Origin of the sequence: Oscillatoria sp. FACHB-1407, from assembly GCF_014697545.1 — a bacterium.
GTDB lineage: Bacteria > Cyanobacteriota > Cyanobacteriia > Elainellales > Elainellaceae > FACHB-1407.
Genome location: NZ_JACJSA010000005.1, coordinates 144,635 through 162,615, shown reverse-complemented (window position 1 = coordinate 162,615; position 17,981 = coordinate 144,635). Strand labels below are relative to the sequence as shown.

The window sequence follows — 17,981 nt, the reverse complement described above, 5'->3', positions numbered from 1 at the left end:
CAGCTTGGTTATACTCTGTTCCGGCGCAGTCATTGGTTAGGGTGCGATCGCCCCTGTTACAGATGATCTTTTGGGTATTGAATACGAAAGCCTTTTCTGCTGCCGTTACACCTTTTGACATGGCACACTCCGTCACTTTCACGAGTACACAGTGGCTGTGTCTTTATTGCATCGGGTGTTTTTGAAAGAACTCCCACATCAAATTATTTGCCAAAATGTCCTCGGTTGATTTACCCAGTATCTCAAACCCTGGTAAGGGTTCGCGTCCCGGCCAAGTGTGCCCGCCGCCTTCGATCTCAATCAACACGACTTCAGAATCTGCCTTTCCACCGCCGTGAGTTTTGCGAATCACTGTAGTGCCGTCGTCCGCCTTATCCGGTAAAGCTTCTACAATCGGCTGTGTATTACAACCGTTCGCTTTGACCCATGATTGGATTGAGTATTCTACCGAGTAAAAATCCGTTCCTGATTGATCCAGTCTGCCTTTTCCACCATTAAATGGCACCGCTTCATCCTCTGTACCGTGGAAATGAATCACTGAGACGGGGCGTTGCGGATTGATCCGCTCCGTTCCTATTGAAGCGGCGATCGGTGCGATGGCGGCGATGCGGTTAGAGAGTTCCGAGGCGAGACGATAGGTCATAATGCCTCCCGCCGATAGTCCGGTGGCATAGATCCGTTTCTCATCCATCCTCACCACAGTAGCGAGATCGTCCAACAGTGCTTCAGTGAATTCTACGTCGTCAACGTTGGTAAGGTTTGGATCAGTTCCACCCGGTTGGCGAGAACCGCCATTCCAAAGAAATACCCCATACCCTTGAACCGTCTCACCCGTGCCATTCGGATAGACTGCAATGAAATTCTCTCTGTCTGCTGTTTCATTCAGTCCCGAAGAAAAAACGAACTGTTTGGCGTCGCTGCCACCCCCATGAAACCCAAGCACAATTGGATAAGGCTGATTGCCGTCATAGGATCTTGGAACGTGGACTAAATAGGTGCGCTGCAAACCTCCCACAGTCAGTGTGCGATCGTGATCACCGCTGCCGAGATTGTTCGTCTGAGTCATCGGTTGATCCGGTGGTTGCGTAACAGGGCGATCGGCTGTCTGTGTTGGTTTGAACAATAGCCACAGCACTCCCACTAAGGCAATCGTTATAACGGTAGTAAATACAGTTTTTTTCATGACCTCAACATTGGGTGAAGCTTCAGACCAGATGAAGCAGTAGAACGACAAAGATAAGCGGCGGCAGATAACCTTGGCAACCCCACTAAGATCTCTCAGCCGACCGCTTCATCGACTTGCTAGGCTGCTGGCAACTGCTCTGATTTGCAAGGACTTGATTTGCACTGACAACACTAGCAAACTCGTAGGGTAGCCTCGCAAAGGTGGTTTCATAGATTTCTTCTGTTATGTGATGCTTCCCGTCATAGCTTGTCTATTGCGGGAGCAATCGCAGATCCAATCTTCTCTAACTTAAGCTCAGACTTTTTCCAACCTTTTCTGACTGACAACTTCGGAATCACTATTTATTCTGAGCATAGATGAAAACATTCTGATTGAATGGAGTAACCTTCATGATTCACCATATCTCGATCGACGCTCACAATCCATTGCGAGTTGCTAGCGTTCTGGCAGAAATTTGGAACGGTAAAGTTCATCAATTCTTCTATCCCGGCAGTTACAACGTGATGCCCTTTGACAGCTATGGCACTGCCATTGTAGTGCTTCCTCAAGGGACTGTCTGGACTCCAGGCGATGATACCAAATCAGCCCAATTGCTCCCATCCACATCTACCGATTTGGTGGCTATTCATGCCGCAATTTCGGTTCCCGCGACTCAGCAGCAGATTGAGCAGATTGGGCAACGGGAAGGGTGGCGCGTTTTGACTCGCAATCAGGGAGACGGTGCCTTCAGGCTGGTTGAGTTTTGGGTGGAGAATCGAATCTTGTTTGAGTTTTTGCCGCCAGGATTTGAAATTCAGTATTTACAGACCATGCAACCAGAGATGATTGAGCAAATCTTAGGACAGCCAATTCAGCCCTTAGCCGTTTAGGCAAGGTCTAGGCGATCGCTTGAAATGTCTTAGCACCCTTTATGTTAACTACTACCCCAACCCAAAACTCAAGCAGCCTGGCGGTTCAAATCAGCGGCGGCAGATAACCTAAAACTCAGCACCAGCACTTTCGTCCGTCCGCTGTCATGACATGTTAGGTTGCGACAGCTACTTCACCTAAAACCTTGAAGCTGAGACAGATAGTTTCCATGTCTCGTTGGTCAGTCCAAACTGGTCAAATATCGCCTTCGCCTCCTCAAATGTCCATTTCTTCCATTCAGGATTGAGGTGATCACCGTACCAAACTTTAGCGAACTCCCAAATCTTCTGGATAGGCTGCACATCTCCTTTCTGGATTCGATGCTTTTTTGACCATGAGTCGATTTGGCTCTCACTTTCAAACACAAGCATCGTACTACATGTATAAATGACGTTATCCCAAGCATTCACCATCCGGATTGGAAAATGCACGTATAGATCCGTTTCCATAAGCTCTCCGTCTTCAACATGCAAATCTATTTGCCTGCTGTTAGCTCCTAATGTTGTAGTGATGATGACATCTTGACCCAACAGTGCTGCAATACCTAATGAACACCAAGCACAATTTCCCCACCACTCTCGATCGCCACAACGAACCAAGAAAGGAGTAGGAGCCAATGAAAATGGATGAATTACCCAAATTTTTTCGCTATTAGGATGCAGTACAACTCCGTGATCGTCCTGAAGATTTCGCAACCTAGTCACAACCTCAGCTTCTGATACTTTCAAGCATTGTGCAAGCTCATTTACTTCTGGTGCGTACCCGTAATCAATAATGAATTTGATAATTGTGTAGTGCAGTATCGAGTTGTTAACTTGTTTACTCTGCATATTCAATCACCCTCAGACACTTCACAAACAATACTTTAAATACTATCCACCACTATATCCTGAGCAGGCTAACGACCCCGTTCACCCGCCGCCAAAGTTTTTAGGTTCCACCGATCGCCTTCTTCGGTCGATGTGCAACGGGCTTGTTAGATGTGGTGTCGGAAGTGCCCTCAGGCCCGCCAATAATACTTCGGCTCTTCGGCATCTATGCTATCAAAATACTCGCACCCGCTCTGAGGCATTCCTTCTGCATTTTGGCAATTGTCTAGCGTGATAGGGCACCACTGCTCATCACGCCTATAACCTTTCGCTTCTTTCACGGACAGTGGCAAGTTCTTGAGCACTTCCTGCTGATACTCGAACAAGTTCTCTCCATTAGCACCGCCTCTCATCGTGGGGAAGCGTAGCTGCACACCATCATCTTCCCAATTGCAAACGGCGCATAGATTATAGCTGCCGGACGGCTCATCAAACGTCATGAAGCCGCAAGCGGGACACGGATATTCCATACTGGATATTCCATACGATTAGCGAAAGCATCTAACTATTATATAGACTGAAAATTTCCACTTAAGATCCCAATTTAGGATAGTTAGGCAGAATACTTCAGCCTAAGATCAGATCCCAAATTTATTTGCTGCTTAGGTAGATTATTTCCGCACAATACGCCGTTTAAGCTGATTAGCGAGAATCTTTCCGCATATTTTCAGATTCCTGACGAAGGCGAGTAAATCCAAAGCAACGCTTCAATTCTCATCGTGCTGCTTTTCAGATACCGCAAGGGTTGCCAATTGCTTATGACGGTGTTAGAGCGATAGGGAATGGGGAGTAGGGGAGTGGAGAAGTAGAGGAGCCATGAGTTATTCCTTTGCCACTCCTCTACTCTCTGATCCTCTGTTCTCTGCGCGATCGCTGCAATGCTTAGGACGTTTAATTGTGTTATCACGGGCTCTTGACCATGATCGATAAATCTCCCCGCAACAGTCGGTACGGGGAGAGAGTGTTCTAAACGATGAGACGGATATCGACTGCCACTATTGAGCCTGGAAAGAAGGAGGTAAAAGCACCTCGTCGATCCCATGGACTACACCGTTGCTGGCGATAATGTCTGGCTCTACAACCGTTGCTTCGCCTACGGTAACCTCACCCGCATCCGTATTGATGTTGACTGGTGATCCTTCTACGGTGGTGACTTCACCAGGCGTAATGTCAGCAGAAGTTACATTACCAGGAACGACATGATAACTCAGCACTTGTTGAAGTACTTCTCTGTTTTCAGGCAGCAAAAGTTGATCAACGGTTCCTTCAGGAAGTGCCTCAAACGCTTCGTTCGTAGGAGCAAAAACAGTGTAAGGTCCAGGTTCGCTCAAAGTTGTCTCTAAACCTGCTGCCTGGATAGCTGCATTTAACGTGCTAAAAGATTCATCGCTTGCAACCACTTGATCCAGAGTCGTGTTAGCAGAATCCTGACTAGCGATCGGGCTTTCTGGCACGCTTTCAGCGATCGGCGATTCGGTAGGAGCGGTAGATGTAGATTCTGGAGCCGCACAAGCTCCCATCGTTGTAGCCAGACCCAATCCTGCTAATCCAACCAGCAGTTTTCTGAAGGTTACGTTTGTCTTAGTCATTAGAAATCTCCTGGCAAAGTTTAAAAAGAGAGCAAACGGAGCATCTAACCAGCTCTTCACATTTGTTTACTCAGTAGAGGTTAAATAATATCGCTAACCTTAAGCCTCACTCATTCGATAGAGATTCCCAAGGGTCAAAATCTGCCCAGAGTTGATGCAGTTCGGCAAGAAAACTTTTATGTCATACCCGTTTCAGGAATTGAAATTAAGACTACACCTGTTATGAGGAACCATAGGTAAACCCTTTTTACCTCTAGATAGATTGCTGTTAATCACAACTGACCCATACTATTGGCATCGCTATTTATCTATGAACTGGGAGAAATCATGGGTTTTCAACGTGCTAGCGGAGTGCTGTTGCATCCGACCTCATTACCCAGTCCGCATGGCATTGGTGATTTGGGAGCATCTGCTTATGCGTTTGTCGATTTTTTAGAGCGGAGTGGTCAACGATTGTGGCAGATTTTGCCACTGGGTCCAACGGGCTACGAGCATTCCCCCTATACGATGAACTTCAGTGCGTTTGCTGGCAATCCGTTGATGATCAGTCTGGAGCAACTGGCACAGGAAGGATTGTTGAATCGTGATGAATTAGTGCCACTGACAGACGCGAATCCTGAACAGGTAGATTTCGATCGCGTCATTCCCCATAAGTTTGAGTTTCTAAAACGAGCCTTCGATCGCTTCCAAACGTCTCGCAATACCGATCAACAAGCTGAGTTTGAGCAGTTTTGTCAGCAGCAGTCGTGGTGGTTGGATGACTTTGTGTTGTTCATGGCGTTGCTCGATGCGAATGGAGGTAAACCCTGGAGCCAGTGGGAACCTGCGATCGCCCGACGTGATCCTGCTGCGTTGCAAGCGCAATCCGAAAAACTGGCGGAAAACATTCAGTTTCAGCAATTTTTGCAATTCAAATTTTTTGAGCAATGGTCGAGACTACGAGCTTACGCCAATCAGCGCAACATCCAGATTATCGGAGATGTCTCGATTTACGTCTGTCACAACAGTTCCGATGTGTGGGCAAATCCAGAGCTATTTAAGCTCGACCCTCAAACGCTAGAACCCGCTTATATTGCCGGAGTTCCACCGGATTACTTCAGCGAAACGGGGCAACTCTGGGGCAACCCGGTGTATGAATGGGAGCGATCGCAACAGACGCAATTTGACTGGTGGATCAAACGCTTCAAGGCAACACTGCTATATGTTGATCTGGTTCGGGTAGACCACTTCCGGGGATTTGAGGCGTACTGGCAAGTCCGTGCCGGAGAACCCACTGCGATTAATGGGGAATGGGTCAAAGCACCGGGACAGGAGTTCTTTGAAACCCTTCAGGAACGGTTAGGTAGCTTGCCGATCCTGGCAGAAGACTTGGGCATTATTACCCCCGAAGTTGAGGAACTGCGCGATCGCTTCCACTTTCCCGGAATGCGAATTTTGATGTTTGCCTTTGACGGTTCAGACAGCATTCACTTGCCACATCACTACATCCAAAATTGCATCGTCTATTCGGGGACGCATGACAACGATACGGCGATCGGTTGGTGGGAAAAAGCGAGTTCTACTGAGAAAAACCGTCTTGCAGATTATCTCGGTTATGCCAGTGCAGATGATATTCATGACATCAATTGGGTGTTGATTCGTGTGGCATTGGCATCAGTGGCAAATTCTGCCATTTTGCCTTTACAAGATCTGTTAGGTTTGGATGGTCGCGCTCGCATGAACGACCCCAGCAAAATTCCTGGAAACTGGCGTTGGCGATATACCAATTCAGATTTGCTAACAAATGAGTTAAGCCAACAATTGCATCATTTAACGCAGTTATATAGCCGGGTGTGAGAAAGGATTCACTGCCGTTGTCAGGTGCAAATGGTTGTAGGTTGTCTGGGCAGGGCTTGCACCAACCGTATATCTCATGTGAGAGGAAACGGAGCTTATTTCCAGGAGGAGATTGGAAGCGAGATCTGTAATGGACTACTGGGGCGGACTACTGGGGCAACATTCCCGCAAACTGTTTTTCAACTTCTTTCAGAGGTACTTGCAGATTGGCAAAGAGATTTTGCGACACTGCATCGGGATAAACGTCCTCAATGCCCTGTGCGATCGCCTCAAGAGTCGCGTTAGCCACTTGAATCGGGGCAACTTTGTCGAGCGGAACCCCTTCTGACATGGCTGTATCCACCGGACCCGGAAACACCCCAATCACTTGAGTGCCTTGTTGAGCTAACTCGGCACGCGCTCCCTGGGTCAGGGAATAGAGGGCTGCTTTAGACGCACTGTAAGAACTAAAAATGGGAACATTGGCAACGGAGGAAATCGACAACAGATTGATAATGGCACCGCCACCATTCTTTCGCAGAATCGGAGCAAATGCGCGGATCATGTAGAGTGTGCCAAAGTAATTGGTTGTCATTTCTCGTTGAGCAGTTTCCACACTGGTTTCTGTAAATAACCCTCCAGACCCCAATACACCCGCATTATTGATCAATATCGTGATGTCTTGAGCCGTTTGGGCTGCCGTATTGACCTGGTCAGGTTGAGTCACATCTAGGGCAATTGGAACCACTCGATCAGGGGCGATCGCCACTACATCTTTGAGGGTTTCTACAGTCCGAGCAGCAGCATAAATGCGCTTTGCGCCTGCTTGTATTAGAGCCTCAACATAGGCTTTCCCAATTCCTCGATTTGCCCCTGTGACAAAAGCAACAGATTCTTGAAGGTTCATATTCATCTCCTGGATAGTCACGAAAGTTTGTGTAGAAGAGCGTTTGCTTTAGGTTGGGTTGCTTTGCTCTCCACACTCCTATCTTGATTGATGCGAATTTCTTTGAGAAGTCAGCAGAATAGAATATGATTTATTCAAATTTGGAATAAACAGAATGATGGATCGCCTCGACTGTATCCAAAGTTTTGTGCGGGTTGTCGAAACGGGAAGTTTTTCTGCGGTTGCCCGCGAACTCAACACGACTCAGCCCACCATCAGTAAACAAATTGCTGCATTGGAAGACTACCTGGATGTGCAATTGTTGACCCGCTCCACTCGCAAGCTGCAATTAACCCAGGCAGGAGAACGATTTTTTGAGCATTGTCAGCAGGTTTTGGATGCTGCTGCTGCTGCTGAAGCGAGTGTCGGGCAACGACAAAAGCCAACGGGAACGCTGCGGGTCAGTTGTCCTATAGCGTTTGGGCAACATGTGCTCATGCCTTACCTGAAAGATTTTTTAGAAAGGTATCCCGATATCAAGCTGGATTTGACCTTGAGCGATCGCTTTACTGATCTGGTTGAAGATGGCACCGATCTCGCCATTCGGATCGGACAGGTGAATGATACAAGCTTAATTACTCATCGCATTGGCATGACTCGCCGAGTCACTGTTGGCGCGACAACTTACTTCAGTAAATATCCAGAACCTCAAACCCCTGAAGATCTGGTGAATCATAACTGTATTGTTTATACGCGCCTGACTACAGGCAATGAGTGGCATTTTCAACAGCCAACAGGGGACATAATCCGTGTTCTGGTGACAGGTAAGCTGCAAGTCGATAATTCTACAGCGATTCGAGAAGCTGTGCTTTCAGGGATCGGAATTGCCGTTTGCCCCGTCTGGCTATTTGGTGATCTGTTGCAATCTGACCGCCTGAAGGTTGTTCTAAAAAGCTATCAACCTGTCCCACTACCCATTCATGCGATTTATCGACGTGGGCGATTTATTTCAGCAAAGGTACGTTGTTTCATCGACTATCTCACAACTGAATTCAAACTCAACCCATGGGTTTCAGATGATGGCGTGCAGTAACACAATTGAGTTTGGTCAGAGCCACAGTTCAGCTAAATGCCTACATCATCTTGTTATATAGAGATCCTAAATCGTTTGTGAAAGTGCCCTCCCTTTGGGCGGGCACTTTCACAAACAGCTTTTTTCACAAATCAAATAGGATTGCTATAGCAGTACTCACTAAGGTTAGAACGGGGTGCAGGGGTGGAACCCCTGGCTGGGGGCGCAGCCTCCACACCCCCTTTTGTCCTAATGCATATGCGTAGGGCTATACGTGAGACGAATTCGTCTCAATTTATTGCTCCTCACATTTCCTCACAAGTTCCTCACAGTATTGCCTTATACCAAAAGAAGTGGAGATGGGATTAACACTACTAATCCTTTTCCCCCAACGCTTTTGATCCCATGTAGGGTCGGTACTTCTATAGACAGCCTGTTTTTGCAGAGCTGCGATCGCCACTAATTGCACGGTTTTGGTTCTGTAATTTCTCTTCAAACTCTGTGCCATCCCTACTGCAACCCATGTTTTTTAATATGTTGTCAGGAGCACATTATGTACATCGCCAACAAACCTGAAATCAACTCATCTTCACAATCAACCTTAGATCAAAACTTCAAAGAAACGGCTCTCGTGCTCTGGTTTGAGCAGGTTGGAATTGCAGACATTCCTCTCGTGGGTGGTAAGAACGCATCTCTAGGAGAAATGATTCAGCAATTGACCGCAAAGGGCGTAAATGTGCCGACAGGGTTTGCGACCACTGCTTATGCATTCCGTTACTTTATTCAACGGGCAGGTTTAGATGAGCGGTTGCGTCAGTTGTTTGAAGACCTGGATGTAGAAGATGTGCGAAATCTGCAAGAACGCGGTCGGCAAGCCCGTTCAATGATTTTGAATACGCCCTTCCCTCCAGAACTGGAACAAGCGATCGTGGATGCTTACATTAAACTATGTGAGCGGTATGGTGTGACGACCGATCTGTGCGATCGCCTCGATGCCACCAATTCAGAGGAATGCCGCCGCTATAGCAATGAAGTCGATGTAGCGGTGCGATCGAGCGCAACCGCTGAAGATTTGCCCGATGCGAGCTTTGCTGGACAGCAGGAAACTTATCTAAACGTCCACGGCATTCAAAGTGTTCTGGAATCCTGCCACAAGTGCTTTGCGTCTCTGTTTACCGATCGCGCCATTTCCTACCGCACGATCAAAGGCTTTGATCACTTTGGCGTTGCGCTGTCAGTGGGTGTGCAAAAGATGGTGCGCTCTGACCTGGCATCCTCCGGGGTGATGTTCTCCATCGACACGGAAACAGGCTTCAAGAATGCGGCTTTGATCACCGCAGCCTACGGTTTAGGTGAAAACGTGGTGCAAGGTGCTGTCAACCCCGATGAATACTTTGTGTTCAAACCCACGCTCAAACAAGGTTTCCGTCCCATTCTAGAAAAGCGACTGGGCAGCAAAGAAATCAAAATGGTCTATGACCTGGGTGGCAGCAAGCTCACCAAAAACGTTCCTGTACCTGTACATGAGCGCAATCAATTTGCCATCACCGACGATGAGATCCTGAAGTTGGCAGAGTGGGCTTGCATCATTGAAGACCACTACTCGGCTGTGCGTGGCACCGACAGCCCAATGGATATTGAATGGGCAAAAGATGGACTGACCAACCAACTGTTTATCGTGCAAGCACGCCCAGAAACCGTGCAATCGCAAAAATCCGGTAGCGTCCTCAAATCCTACAAGCTGAATGGCACCAGTGATGTTGTGGTGACGGGTCGGGCGGTCGGTGAAATGATTGGTCAGGGCAGTGCCAGAGTCATTTTGGATGTCCACAAGATCACAGAGTTCCGCGCTGGTGAAGTGTTAATCACCAACAAGACTGACCCTGATTGGGAACCGATCATGAAGAAAGCCAGTGCGATTATCACCAACCAGGGTGGACGCACCTGCCACGCGGCAATTATTGCGCGTGAAATGGGAATTCCGGCGATCGTGGGTTGCGGCAATGCCACAGGTCTCCTCAAGACAGGGCAAGACGTAACGGTATCCTGTGCCGAAGGAGAAGAAGGCAAAGTCTATACCGGACTGGTTCCCTTTGAAATTCAAGAAACTCAGTTGGATAGTCTGCCCACCACTCGCACCAAAATTCTGATGAATGTGGGCAATCCCGAAGAAGCCTTTGGGCTATCCTCCATTCCCTGTGATGGAGTCGGCTTGGCACGTCTGGAGTTCATTATTGCGAACCACATCAAAGCCCACCCATTGGCATTGATGCACTTTGACGAACTGCAAGACAAAGCGGCGAAGTGGGAAATTGCTCAACTCACCGGACTGTATGAAGACAAAGCCGACTTCTTTGTCGATAAGCTGGCAAACGGCGTGGGCATGATTGCAGCGGCATTCTATCCCAATCCGGTTGTGGTTCGCATGTCTGACTTCAAGAGCAATGAATATGCCAACTTGCTCGGTGGTCGTGAGTTTGAACCTAAAGAAGAAAACCCGATGATTGGTTGGCGGGGTGCGTCTCGCTACTACGACCCCAACTATGCAGAAGCCTATGGGCTGGAATGCAAGGCTCTGAAGCGGGTTCGCGATGACATGGGATTAACCAATGTGATTCCTATGATCCCCTTCTGCCGGACTCCTGATGAAGGTCGCAAAGTGCTGGCTGAAATGGCGAAGTATGGACTCAAACGCGGCGAAAACGGACTGCAAGTTTACGTCATGTGCGAGATTCCCAGCAACGTGATTTTGGCAGACGAATTTGCTGAAGTGTTTGATGGCTTCTCGATTGGTTCTAATGATTTGACTCAGTTAACGTTAGGACTCGATCGCGACTCGGCATTGGTGGCTCACATCTTTGACGAACGCAACGAAGCGGTGAAGAAAATGGTGCGTCAGGTGATTCAACGGGCACAGGCGACAGGTCGCAAGATTGGCATCTGTGGTCAAGCTCCCAGTGACTATCCTGAGTTCGCACGGTTCCTGGTGGAGTTGGGCATCGACTCGATTAGCCTGAACCCAGACACGGTGATCAAGACTCGTCTGGAAATTGCCGATACTGAACGGGCGATCGCTCAATAGTGGTTGATTGAGGGAGAGTTCTATTCAGAGCTCTCCCCTCATATAGCAGTCCTATCTGATTTGTGAAAAAGGTGATTTGTGAAAGTGCCCGCCCATCGGGCGGGCACTTTCACAAATCATTTAGGGTTGCTATACCGATTCTCAAAATTACGGCTACAGATCACACCCCACCGCCTGCGGCACCTCCCCTTGGTAAGGGGAGGTTGGGAGGGGTCAGATGTGTAGCCTTAAAAAATTGAATTGGTATCACTCCATTTAATACCGACTTAAAGAGGTTTGTGGGCAAATCAGAGTTGCGGAGGGGTTTGGCACTGCCAAACCCGTACAAACATTCGTCGCCTTTTCAGTTCAAATTGGTATAACGCCTCAATTGCATCGCCTCAAACACTCGCTGCGATCGCCTCTTTTCTTCTGGGAATTCTATCAATCAGGTGCATTGGTAGAACGTTGTGAAATATAATCCAGACAAACATCACAGGCGATCGATTCGGTTAAAGGGATATGATTACTCATCACCTGGCTTCTATTTCGTCACGCTTTGTGTGCAATGCAGAGAGTGTTTATTTGGTGAAATTGTGAATGGCGAGATGCAGTTGAATGAATTGGGGCAAGTTGTCAAACAGACTTATCTATGGTTGTCAACGCAATATTCTTATGTTGAGTTAGATCGATGGGTTATCATGCCCAATCATTTGCATGGGATTTTGGTGTTGACCAATACCCCCCGTAGGGGCGTTTCGCGAAACGCCCCTACCGAGGACGCTACAAAACGTAAGTCCTTGGGGCGTTTAATCGGGGCATTTAAAACCGTTTCTACAAAACAAATCAACCTCATTCAAAACAGGGTTGGTGTCTCCCTTTGGCAGCGCGACTATTACGAAAGTATCATTCGCGATGAAGAAGCACTGAACTACATTCGCTCATACATTCATAACAACCCGCCTTTGTGGGAACAAGACCAGTTACATCCCGACACTCCATCAAAATGGTAAAGGTGGTTTAGCCAGGAAAATATTGGGTAAACCCACAAATATAACGCCGACCCGATAAAGTCATGTGTGTTCTCAACCGAATTATAATTTAATGTTCATCTCTCACGGAGGAGTGAGATAATTTAAGTGGTTGGAGCATTCGCATCACACCATCTTCTCTAACCGTTCACTGCATCACCCTTAACACTTCATACATAAAAAAGGGGGCTGGTTATGTTTCAGAAGATTCTAGTTGCCCTAGATAATTCAAACATGGGAAATCGCGTATTTGATGAAGCCGTTACTCTGGCAAAAGCAACGAATGCCAGTTTGATGTTGCTGCATGTGTTGACTCCATTTGAAGATAACTATCCAACCATGCCTGTTGCTCCAGGGTTAGACTCCTACTATCCAGCGATGTATGGAGAGGCGATCGAGGAGTATGCAAAGCGGTGGCATCAATATGAGGAACATGCTCTCGATTTCCTGCGGAATCGTGCAGCGAGTGCATTAAATGAAGGAGTAACAGCGGAATTCTCACAAAATGTGGGTGATCCGGGTCGTGCCATTTGTTCCCTTGCTGGAACGTGGAGTGCAGATTTGATTGTGATGGGTCGGCGGGGTCGTTCTGGGTTGAGCGAATTTGTGTTAGGTAGCGTCAGCAATTATGTGTTGCATCATGCTCCCTGTTCAGTGTTTGTCGTGCAAGGACAGGCTGATGCTCGGCCAGCCGATACAACGGAACAAGAAGCGATCGCCACTCCTGTTTAGAGGTCTACCAGATGCATCGATCGAGCATTGAGTATTGAATTTTGAGAGAGTACAATCACCGACTGTTTAGCCTAAACAGTCGGTTTTTTTGTAACGATATGGCTGTGAGTTTGGTATCTGGTTTAACGCTTTTGATAACAATTCACTTGCTAAACTCACCCAATCTTTGCTCAGGAGTCAGACGATGGGGATCTTCAGGAGATTGGGGTTGCGCTGGCGATTTGTCGTTGTTAGTTTGGTGACCTTGTTAGCGATCGCCGCTATCACCCTTATAGGTATGGGTCCTGGTTTTGTCGGTGCTCCCGTGCTGGCTCAAACTCCTCTACTTCACCCAATGGATGCGCTCACAGCGGAGGAATATGCTGTGGTGAAGCAGGTGTTGACCACGGCAGGTCACATCAACGCCGACAGTCGCTTTCCGTTAATCACCCTGCACGAGCCACCGAAACCGCAGGTGCTGGAGTGGCAACCGGGCGATGCAGTGCCGCGATCGGCGTTTGCCATTGTTAAGCAGGGGGCAGACACCTACGAAGCGGTTGTCGATCTGGTGGGGCGATCGCTCACATCCTGGGAGCAGGTTGAGGGTGTGCAACCCAGCCTGTTGTTAGAAGAAATCATTGGCGTTACAGAGCTAACGATTAGCCATCCCGAATGGCAAGCCGCGATGCAAAAACGGGGCATTACAGACTTCACTCAGGTCTTCTGTGCGCCACTGGCGGTGGGCTATTACGGGCAACCGGAAGAAGAAGGACGCCGATTACTCAAAGTGCCTTGCTTTGACACACGCGGCACGAAAAACAATATTTTTGGGAAGCCGATCGAGGGAGTGTTGGCGATCGTTGATTTGAATCAAAAAGAAGTGTTGCGCGTGATTGATCAGGGCATTATTCCCATCAGTCCCGACTCCCATGCCTACGATGAGGCATCCGTCGGTCAACTCCGTCCTCCTCTCAAACCAACCGCGATCGCCCAACCCGAAGGCAGCAATATCACCTTTGACAACCGCCTGATCAACTGGCAAAAGTGGTCATTTCACCTGCGATTTGATCGGCGGTTGGGCACCATCCTTTCCCTCGTGAATTACGACGATAACGGACGCAAACGCCCCATTCTCTACCAAGGTGCGCTGTCTGAAATCTTCGTTCCCTATATGGATTCCGGTGAAGCCTGGTATTACCGCACTTATATGGATACGGGTGAGTATGGCTTTGGCTTGTTAGCCACGTCACTCGTTGCCGGGATTGATTGCCCCACCACAGCCACCTTCATTAGCCCGACGCTAGCCGATGACGAGGGCAATCCCTACACGGCAGAGAATGCAATTTGTGTGTTTGAGCGATCGCAGGGTGATCCAGTGTGGCGACATAGCGAAGTGATCAACCAAACCTACGAAGGTCGTCCCCAGGTCGATCTCGTCGTGCGCATGATTTCCACCATCGGCAACTACGACTACGCGCTGGATTGGGTGTTTAGCCAGACGGGCACGATTCAAGTGATGGTCGGTGCAACGGGGATGGATGGCGTCAAGGGAGTGTTAGCTCAATCCATGTCAGACCCCACGGCGGCGGATGATACGACCTATGGCACTCTCCTGGCTCCGGGATTGGTGGGCATCAACCACGACCACTTCTTTAGTTTCCGGTTAGATCTGGATATCGACGGGACGACCAATCGCATTGTCAAAGATGCGATCGCCACTCAGTCTCTTCCGACTGATCATCCCCGTCGTAGCCTCTGGCAACCCACCACACAGGTGCTCACAACCGAAAGCGATGCCAAGCTCAACCTGAGCTACGATCGCCCCTCTCGCTGGCGAGTGGTTAGCTCGGATCACCAAAATTTTGTCGGTAATCCAACCAGCTATCAGATCATGCCAAAAGCCAATGGTGTAAATTTGCTGATGCCGGAAGACTATCCCACCCGTCGTGCCGGGTTTGTGAAACATCAACTGTGGGTCACGCCCTACAATCCTGATGAAATCTATGCGGCTGGGAAGTATCCCAACCAGAGCAAAGGCGACGATGGACTGCCGACCTGGACAAACCAAAATCGGGCGATCGCCGATACCGACATCGTGACCTGGTATACGCTGGGATTCCATCACGTCACTGTCTCGGAAGATTGGCCGATTATGCCGACAGCATGGCATGGCTTTATGCTCAAACCCGTTAACTTTTTCGATCGCAATCCTGCCCTTGATCTGCGAAAACCTGCTTCATAAACGGAACATTGCTGTCAGGGCGTTTCGCGAAACGCCCCTACCGTACTCCTCACTTTTTATCCTTCATCCTTTATCGTTTATCCTTTTCTCCCTTCCTCACAACTTCCTCAAAACTTTTACCTATAAAGAACATATAGAACACATCAACCCCAACAATCCCTTCAATAATTGGGGAGCAGGTCTTATGTTTGAACAATGGAACGGATTTTTACCGGGTACATGGACGGATGAAATTAATGTTCGAGATTTCATTCAAAAAAATTACACTCCCTACACAGGAGATGAAACCTTTTTAACGAGTTCCACAGAGCGAACTCGTTCTTTATGGCAACAAGTTTGCGAACTGATGCGGCAAGAGCGGGAAAAAGGAGTGCTCGACACCGATACAAAAGTACCATCAACTATCACGGCTCATGCACCAGGCTACATCGATCAACCGTTAGAACAGATCGTTGGCTTACAAACTGACAAACCGCTGAAACGTGCCATTATGCCGTTTGGCGGAATTCGCACTGTAGACGCTTCCTTAAAGGCATATGGCTATGAACTGGATTCTGGCACTAAAGAGATTTTTACAAAGTACCGCAAGACCCACAATGACGGTGTGTTTGATGCCTATACCCGTGAAATGCGATTAGCACGGCACTCTGGCGTCATTACTGGACTGCCCGATGCCTATGGTCGCGGACGAATTATTGGAGATTATCGGCGGGTGGCGTTGTATGGGGTCGATCGCCTGATTGACGATAAAAAAGATCAATACGTTGCGTTAGAAGGCGATGTGATTGACGAAGATGTTATTCGTCTACGGGAAGAGTTGTCCGAGCAAGTCAGAGCTTTGTTTGAGCTGAAAGAAATGGCAGCCAACTATGGCTTTGATATTGGTCGCCCTGCAACTACCACTAAAGAAGCCGTTCAGTGGCTCTATTTTGGCTATCTAGCCGCTGTGAAGGAGCAAAATGGTGCAGCCATGTCGATCGGGCGCATCTCCACCTTCCTGGACGTTTATGCGGCACGCGATCTGAAGAATGGCATCATTACTGAAACCGAATTGCAGGAAATCATTGATCACTTCGTGATGAAACTGCGGATGGTGCGGTTCCTGCGGACTCCCGACTATAACGAGTTGTTCTCTGGTGACCCCACCTGGGTGACCGAGTGTATCGGTGGTGTGGGTGAAGATGGCAGACCGCTCGTCACCCAAACTAGCTTCCGCATTCTCAACACCCTCTATACCTTGGGGCCTGCGCCCGAACCCAACCTGACGGTGTTGTGGTCAGAGAAATTGCCAGAAAACTTCAAGCGGTTCTGCGCCAAAGTCTCTGAGCAAACCAGTTCCATCCAATACGAAAACGACGATCTGATGCGTCCCTATTGGGGGGATGACTATGCGATCGCCTGCTGTGTCTCTGCGATGAAGATTGGCAAACAGATGCAGTTCTTTGGCGCACGGGTTAACCTTGCCAAGACGTTGCTCTATGCCATCAATGGCGGTAAGGATGAAAAATCTGGCGAACAGATTGCCCCTGCCTATGCCCCGGTTGTTGGGGATTATCTGGAATACAACGATGTGCTGGCTAAGTTCAAGTTGATGACGGCATGGTTAGCCAAAACCTATGTCAATACGTTGAACGTCATCCACTACATGCATGACAAATACTGCTATGAGCGGATTGAGATGGCATTGCACGATCGCGATATTGTTCGCACAATGGCGTGTGGCATTGCTGGTTTATCAGTGGTAGCGGATGCGTTGTCGGCAATCAAATTTGCCCGGGTGCGGGTCGTTCGGAATGAGCAAGGTTTAGCCACAGACTACGAGATTGAAGGAGACTTCCCCAAATACGGCAACAACGACGATCGCGTCGATGAGATTGCCATTTGGCTTGTGAAGAATTTCATGACCGAAATTCGCAAACATAAGACCTATCGCAATGCGGTTCCAACCCAATCGGTGTTAACCATCACCTCCAACGTGGTGTACGGCAAGAAGACGGGCAACACCCCCGACGGACGCAAAGCCGGGGAACCCTTTGCTCCCGGTGCCAACCCGATGCATGGACGTGACACCAAAGGGGCGATCGCCTCGCTCGAATCCGTCGCCAAACTGCCCTATCAACACGCGCAGGATGGGATTTCCAATACCTTCTCTGTAGTGCCAGGGGCATTAGGTAAAACTGACAGCGATCGCATCGATAATCTGGTACGGATGTTAGATGGCTATTTCCACGATGGGGGGTTCCATCTCAATGTCAACGTGCTGAACCGCGATATGTTACTCGATGCGATGGATCATCCCGAACTGTATCCGCAACTCACGATTCGAGTATCGGGTTACGCGGTTAACTTCATCAAACTGACTCGTGAACAACAGTTAGATGTGATTAGCCGCACATTCCATGAACGGTTCTAAGTTTCTCTCGACTCCCGTGTAAAAGAGGGTTAGGGGCGATCGTCTGTTAAAGGGGCGATCGCCCTTTCTTTTAACCCTATTTCTGTGCCTCACAACTTCCTCAAATTGTTGCCTTATAACTCAAAGTAGAAACGAATTTGAGGACTGTGAAATCTCACGACTCCATTCATTTCTCGTCTACAGCAACCCTCTCATTT

At 48.5% G+C, this 17,981-nt stretch carries 14 protein-coding genes; 8 read left to right on the top strand and 6 right to left on the bottom strand.

The window, feature by feature from the left end:
* Positions 1 to 163: 163 nt before the first annotated feature.
* On the bottom strand, positions 164 to 1,183 hold the full coding sequence (locus H6G89_RS10470; protein ID WP_199336651.1) for an alpha/beta hydrolase family esterase: 1,020 nt from the start codon (positions 1,181 to 1,183) through the stop codon (positions 164 to 166).
* Positions 1,184 to 1,575: 392 nt separating this feature from the next.
* Between H6G89_RS10470 and H6G89_RS10465 the strand changes: the two genes are divergently transcribed.
* Positions 1,576 to 2,055, top strand: a complete 480-nt coding sequence (locus H6G89_RS10465) for a hypothetical protein (protein ID WP_190505764.1) — start codon at positions 1,576 to 1,578, stop codon at positions 2,053 to 2,055.
* Between the two features lie 177 nt (positions 2,056 to 2,232).
* On the opposite strand, the gene H6G89_RS10460 is transcribed toward H6G89_RS10465, so the two are convergent.
* The 4 genes from H6G89_RS10460 to H6G89_RS10445 form a co-directional block, all read right to left on the bottom strand.
* Positions 2,233 to 2,925: an alkylmercury lyase family protein gene (locus tag H6G89_RS10460; RefSeq protein ID WP_190505762.1), complete on the bottom strand. Its 693-nt coding sequence runs from the start codon at positions 2,923 to 2,925 to the stop codon at positions 2,233 to 2,235.
* Between the two features lie 170 nt (positions 2,926 to 3,095).
* Complete coding sequence (locus H6G89_RS10455) at positions 3,096 to 3,434, bottom strand: CPCC family cysteine-rich protein (protein ID WP_190505760.1); 339 nt, start codon at positions 3,432 to 3,434, stop codon at positions 3,096 to 3,098.
* Positions 3,435 to 3,631: 197 nt separating this feature from the next.
* Entirely contained in the window at positions 3,632 to 3,871 is a 240-nt protein-coding gene (locus H6G89_RS10450) for a hypothetical protein (protein ID WP_190505758.1), read from the bottom strand.
* 88 nt (positions 3,872 to 3,959) lie between these two features.
* Entirely contained in the window at positions 3,960 to 4,553 is a 594-nt protein-coding gene (locus tag H6G89_RS10445; RefSeq protein WP_190505756.1) for a fasciclin domain-containing protein, read from the bottom strand.
* 327 nt (positions 4,554 to 4,880) lie between these two features.
* On the opposite strand from H6G89_RS10445, the gene malQ reads away from it, so the two are divergent.
* Positions 4,881 to 6,389 carry a 4-alpha-glucanotransferase gene (gene malQ / locus H6G89_RS10440; RefSeq protein ID WP_190505754.1) on the top strand — a complete coding sequence of 503 codons (1,509 nt, stop codon included), beginning with the start codon at positions 4,881 to 4,883 and terminating at the stop codon, positions 6,387 to 6,389.
* A gap of 148 nt (positions 6,390 to 6,537) precedes the next feature.
* Here the strand turns inward: malQ and H6G89_RS10435 are convergent, their stop codons facing one another.
* Positions 6,538 to 7,275: an SDR family oxidoreductase gene (locus H6G89_RS10435; RefSeq protein ID WP_190505752.1), complete on the bottom strand. Its 738-nt coding sequence runs from the start codon at positions 7,273 to 7,275 to the stop codon at positions 6,538 to 6,540.
* A 154-nt stretch (positions 7,276 to 7,429) separates the two neighbouring features.
* Between H6G89_RS10435 and H6G89_RS10430 the strand changes: the two genes are divergently transcribed.
* The 6 genes from H6G89_RS10430 to pflB all read left to right on the top strand — a co-directional run bounded on the left by H6G89_RS10430 (position 7,430) and on the right by pflB (position 17,784).
* The gene (locus H6G89_RS10430) at positions 7,430 to 8,347 is read left to right on the top strand and encodes a LysR family transcriptional regulator (protein ID WP_199336649.1); all 918 of its coding nucleotides are present in this window, start codon (positions 7,430 to 7,432) and stop codon (positions 8,345 to 8,347) included.
* Between the two features lie 532 nt (positions 8,348 to 8,879).
* The gene (gene ppsA, locus H6G89_RS10425) at positions 8,880 to 11,408 is read left to right on the top strand and encodes a phosphoenolpyruvate synthase (RefSeq protein ID WP_190505750.1); all 2,529 of its coding nucleotides are present in this window, start codon (positions 8,880 to 8,882) and stop codon (positions 11,406 to 11,408) included.
* A 449-nt stretch (positions 11,409 to 11,857) separates the two neighbouring features.
* Positions 11,858 to 12,400, top strand: coding sequence for a transposase (locus H6G89_RS10420; protein WP_190505748.1), 543 nt, complete (start codon positions 11,858 to 11,860; stop codon positions 12,398 to 12,400).
* Between the two features lie 213 nt (positions 12,401 to 12,613).
* Positions 12,614 to 13,150: a universal stress protein gene (locus tag H6G89_RS10415; protein WP_190505746.1), complete on the top strand. Its 537-nt coding sequence runs from the start codon at positions 12,614 to 12,616 to the stop codon at positions 13,148 to 13,150.
* Between the two features lie 184 nt (positions 13,151 to 13,334).
* Positions 13,335 to 15,371, top strand: coding sequence for a primary-amine oxidase (locus H6G89_RS10410; RefSeq protein WP_190505743.1), 2,037 nt, complete (start codon positions 13,335 to 13,337; stop codon positions 15,369 to 15,371).
* A 184-nt stretch (positions 15,372 to 15,555) separates the two neighbouring features.
* On the top strand, positions 15,556 to 17,784 hold the full coding sequence (gene pflB / locus H6G89_RS10405; RefSeq protein ID WP_190505741.1) for a formate C-acetyltransferase: 2,229 nt from the start codon (positions 15,556 to 15,558) through the stop codon (positions 17,782 to 17,784).
* Positions 17,785 to 17,981: the final 197 nt, after the last annotated feature.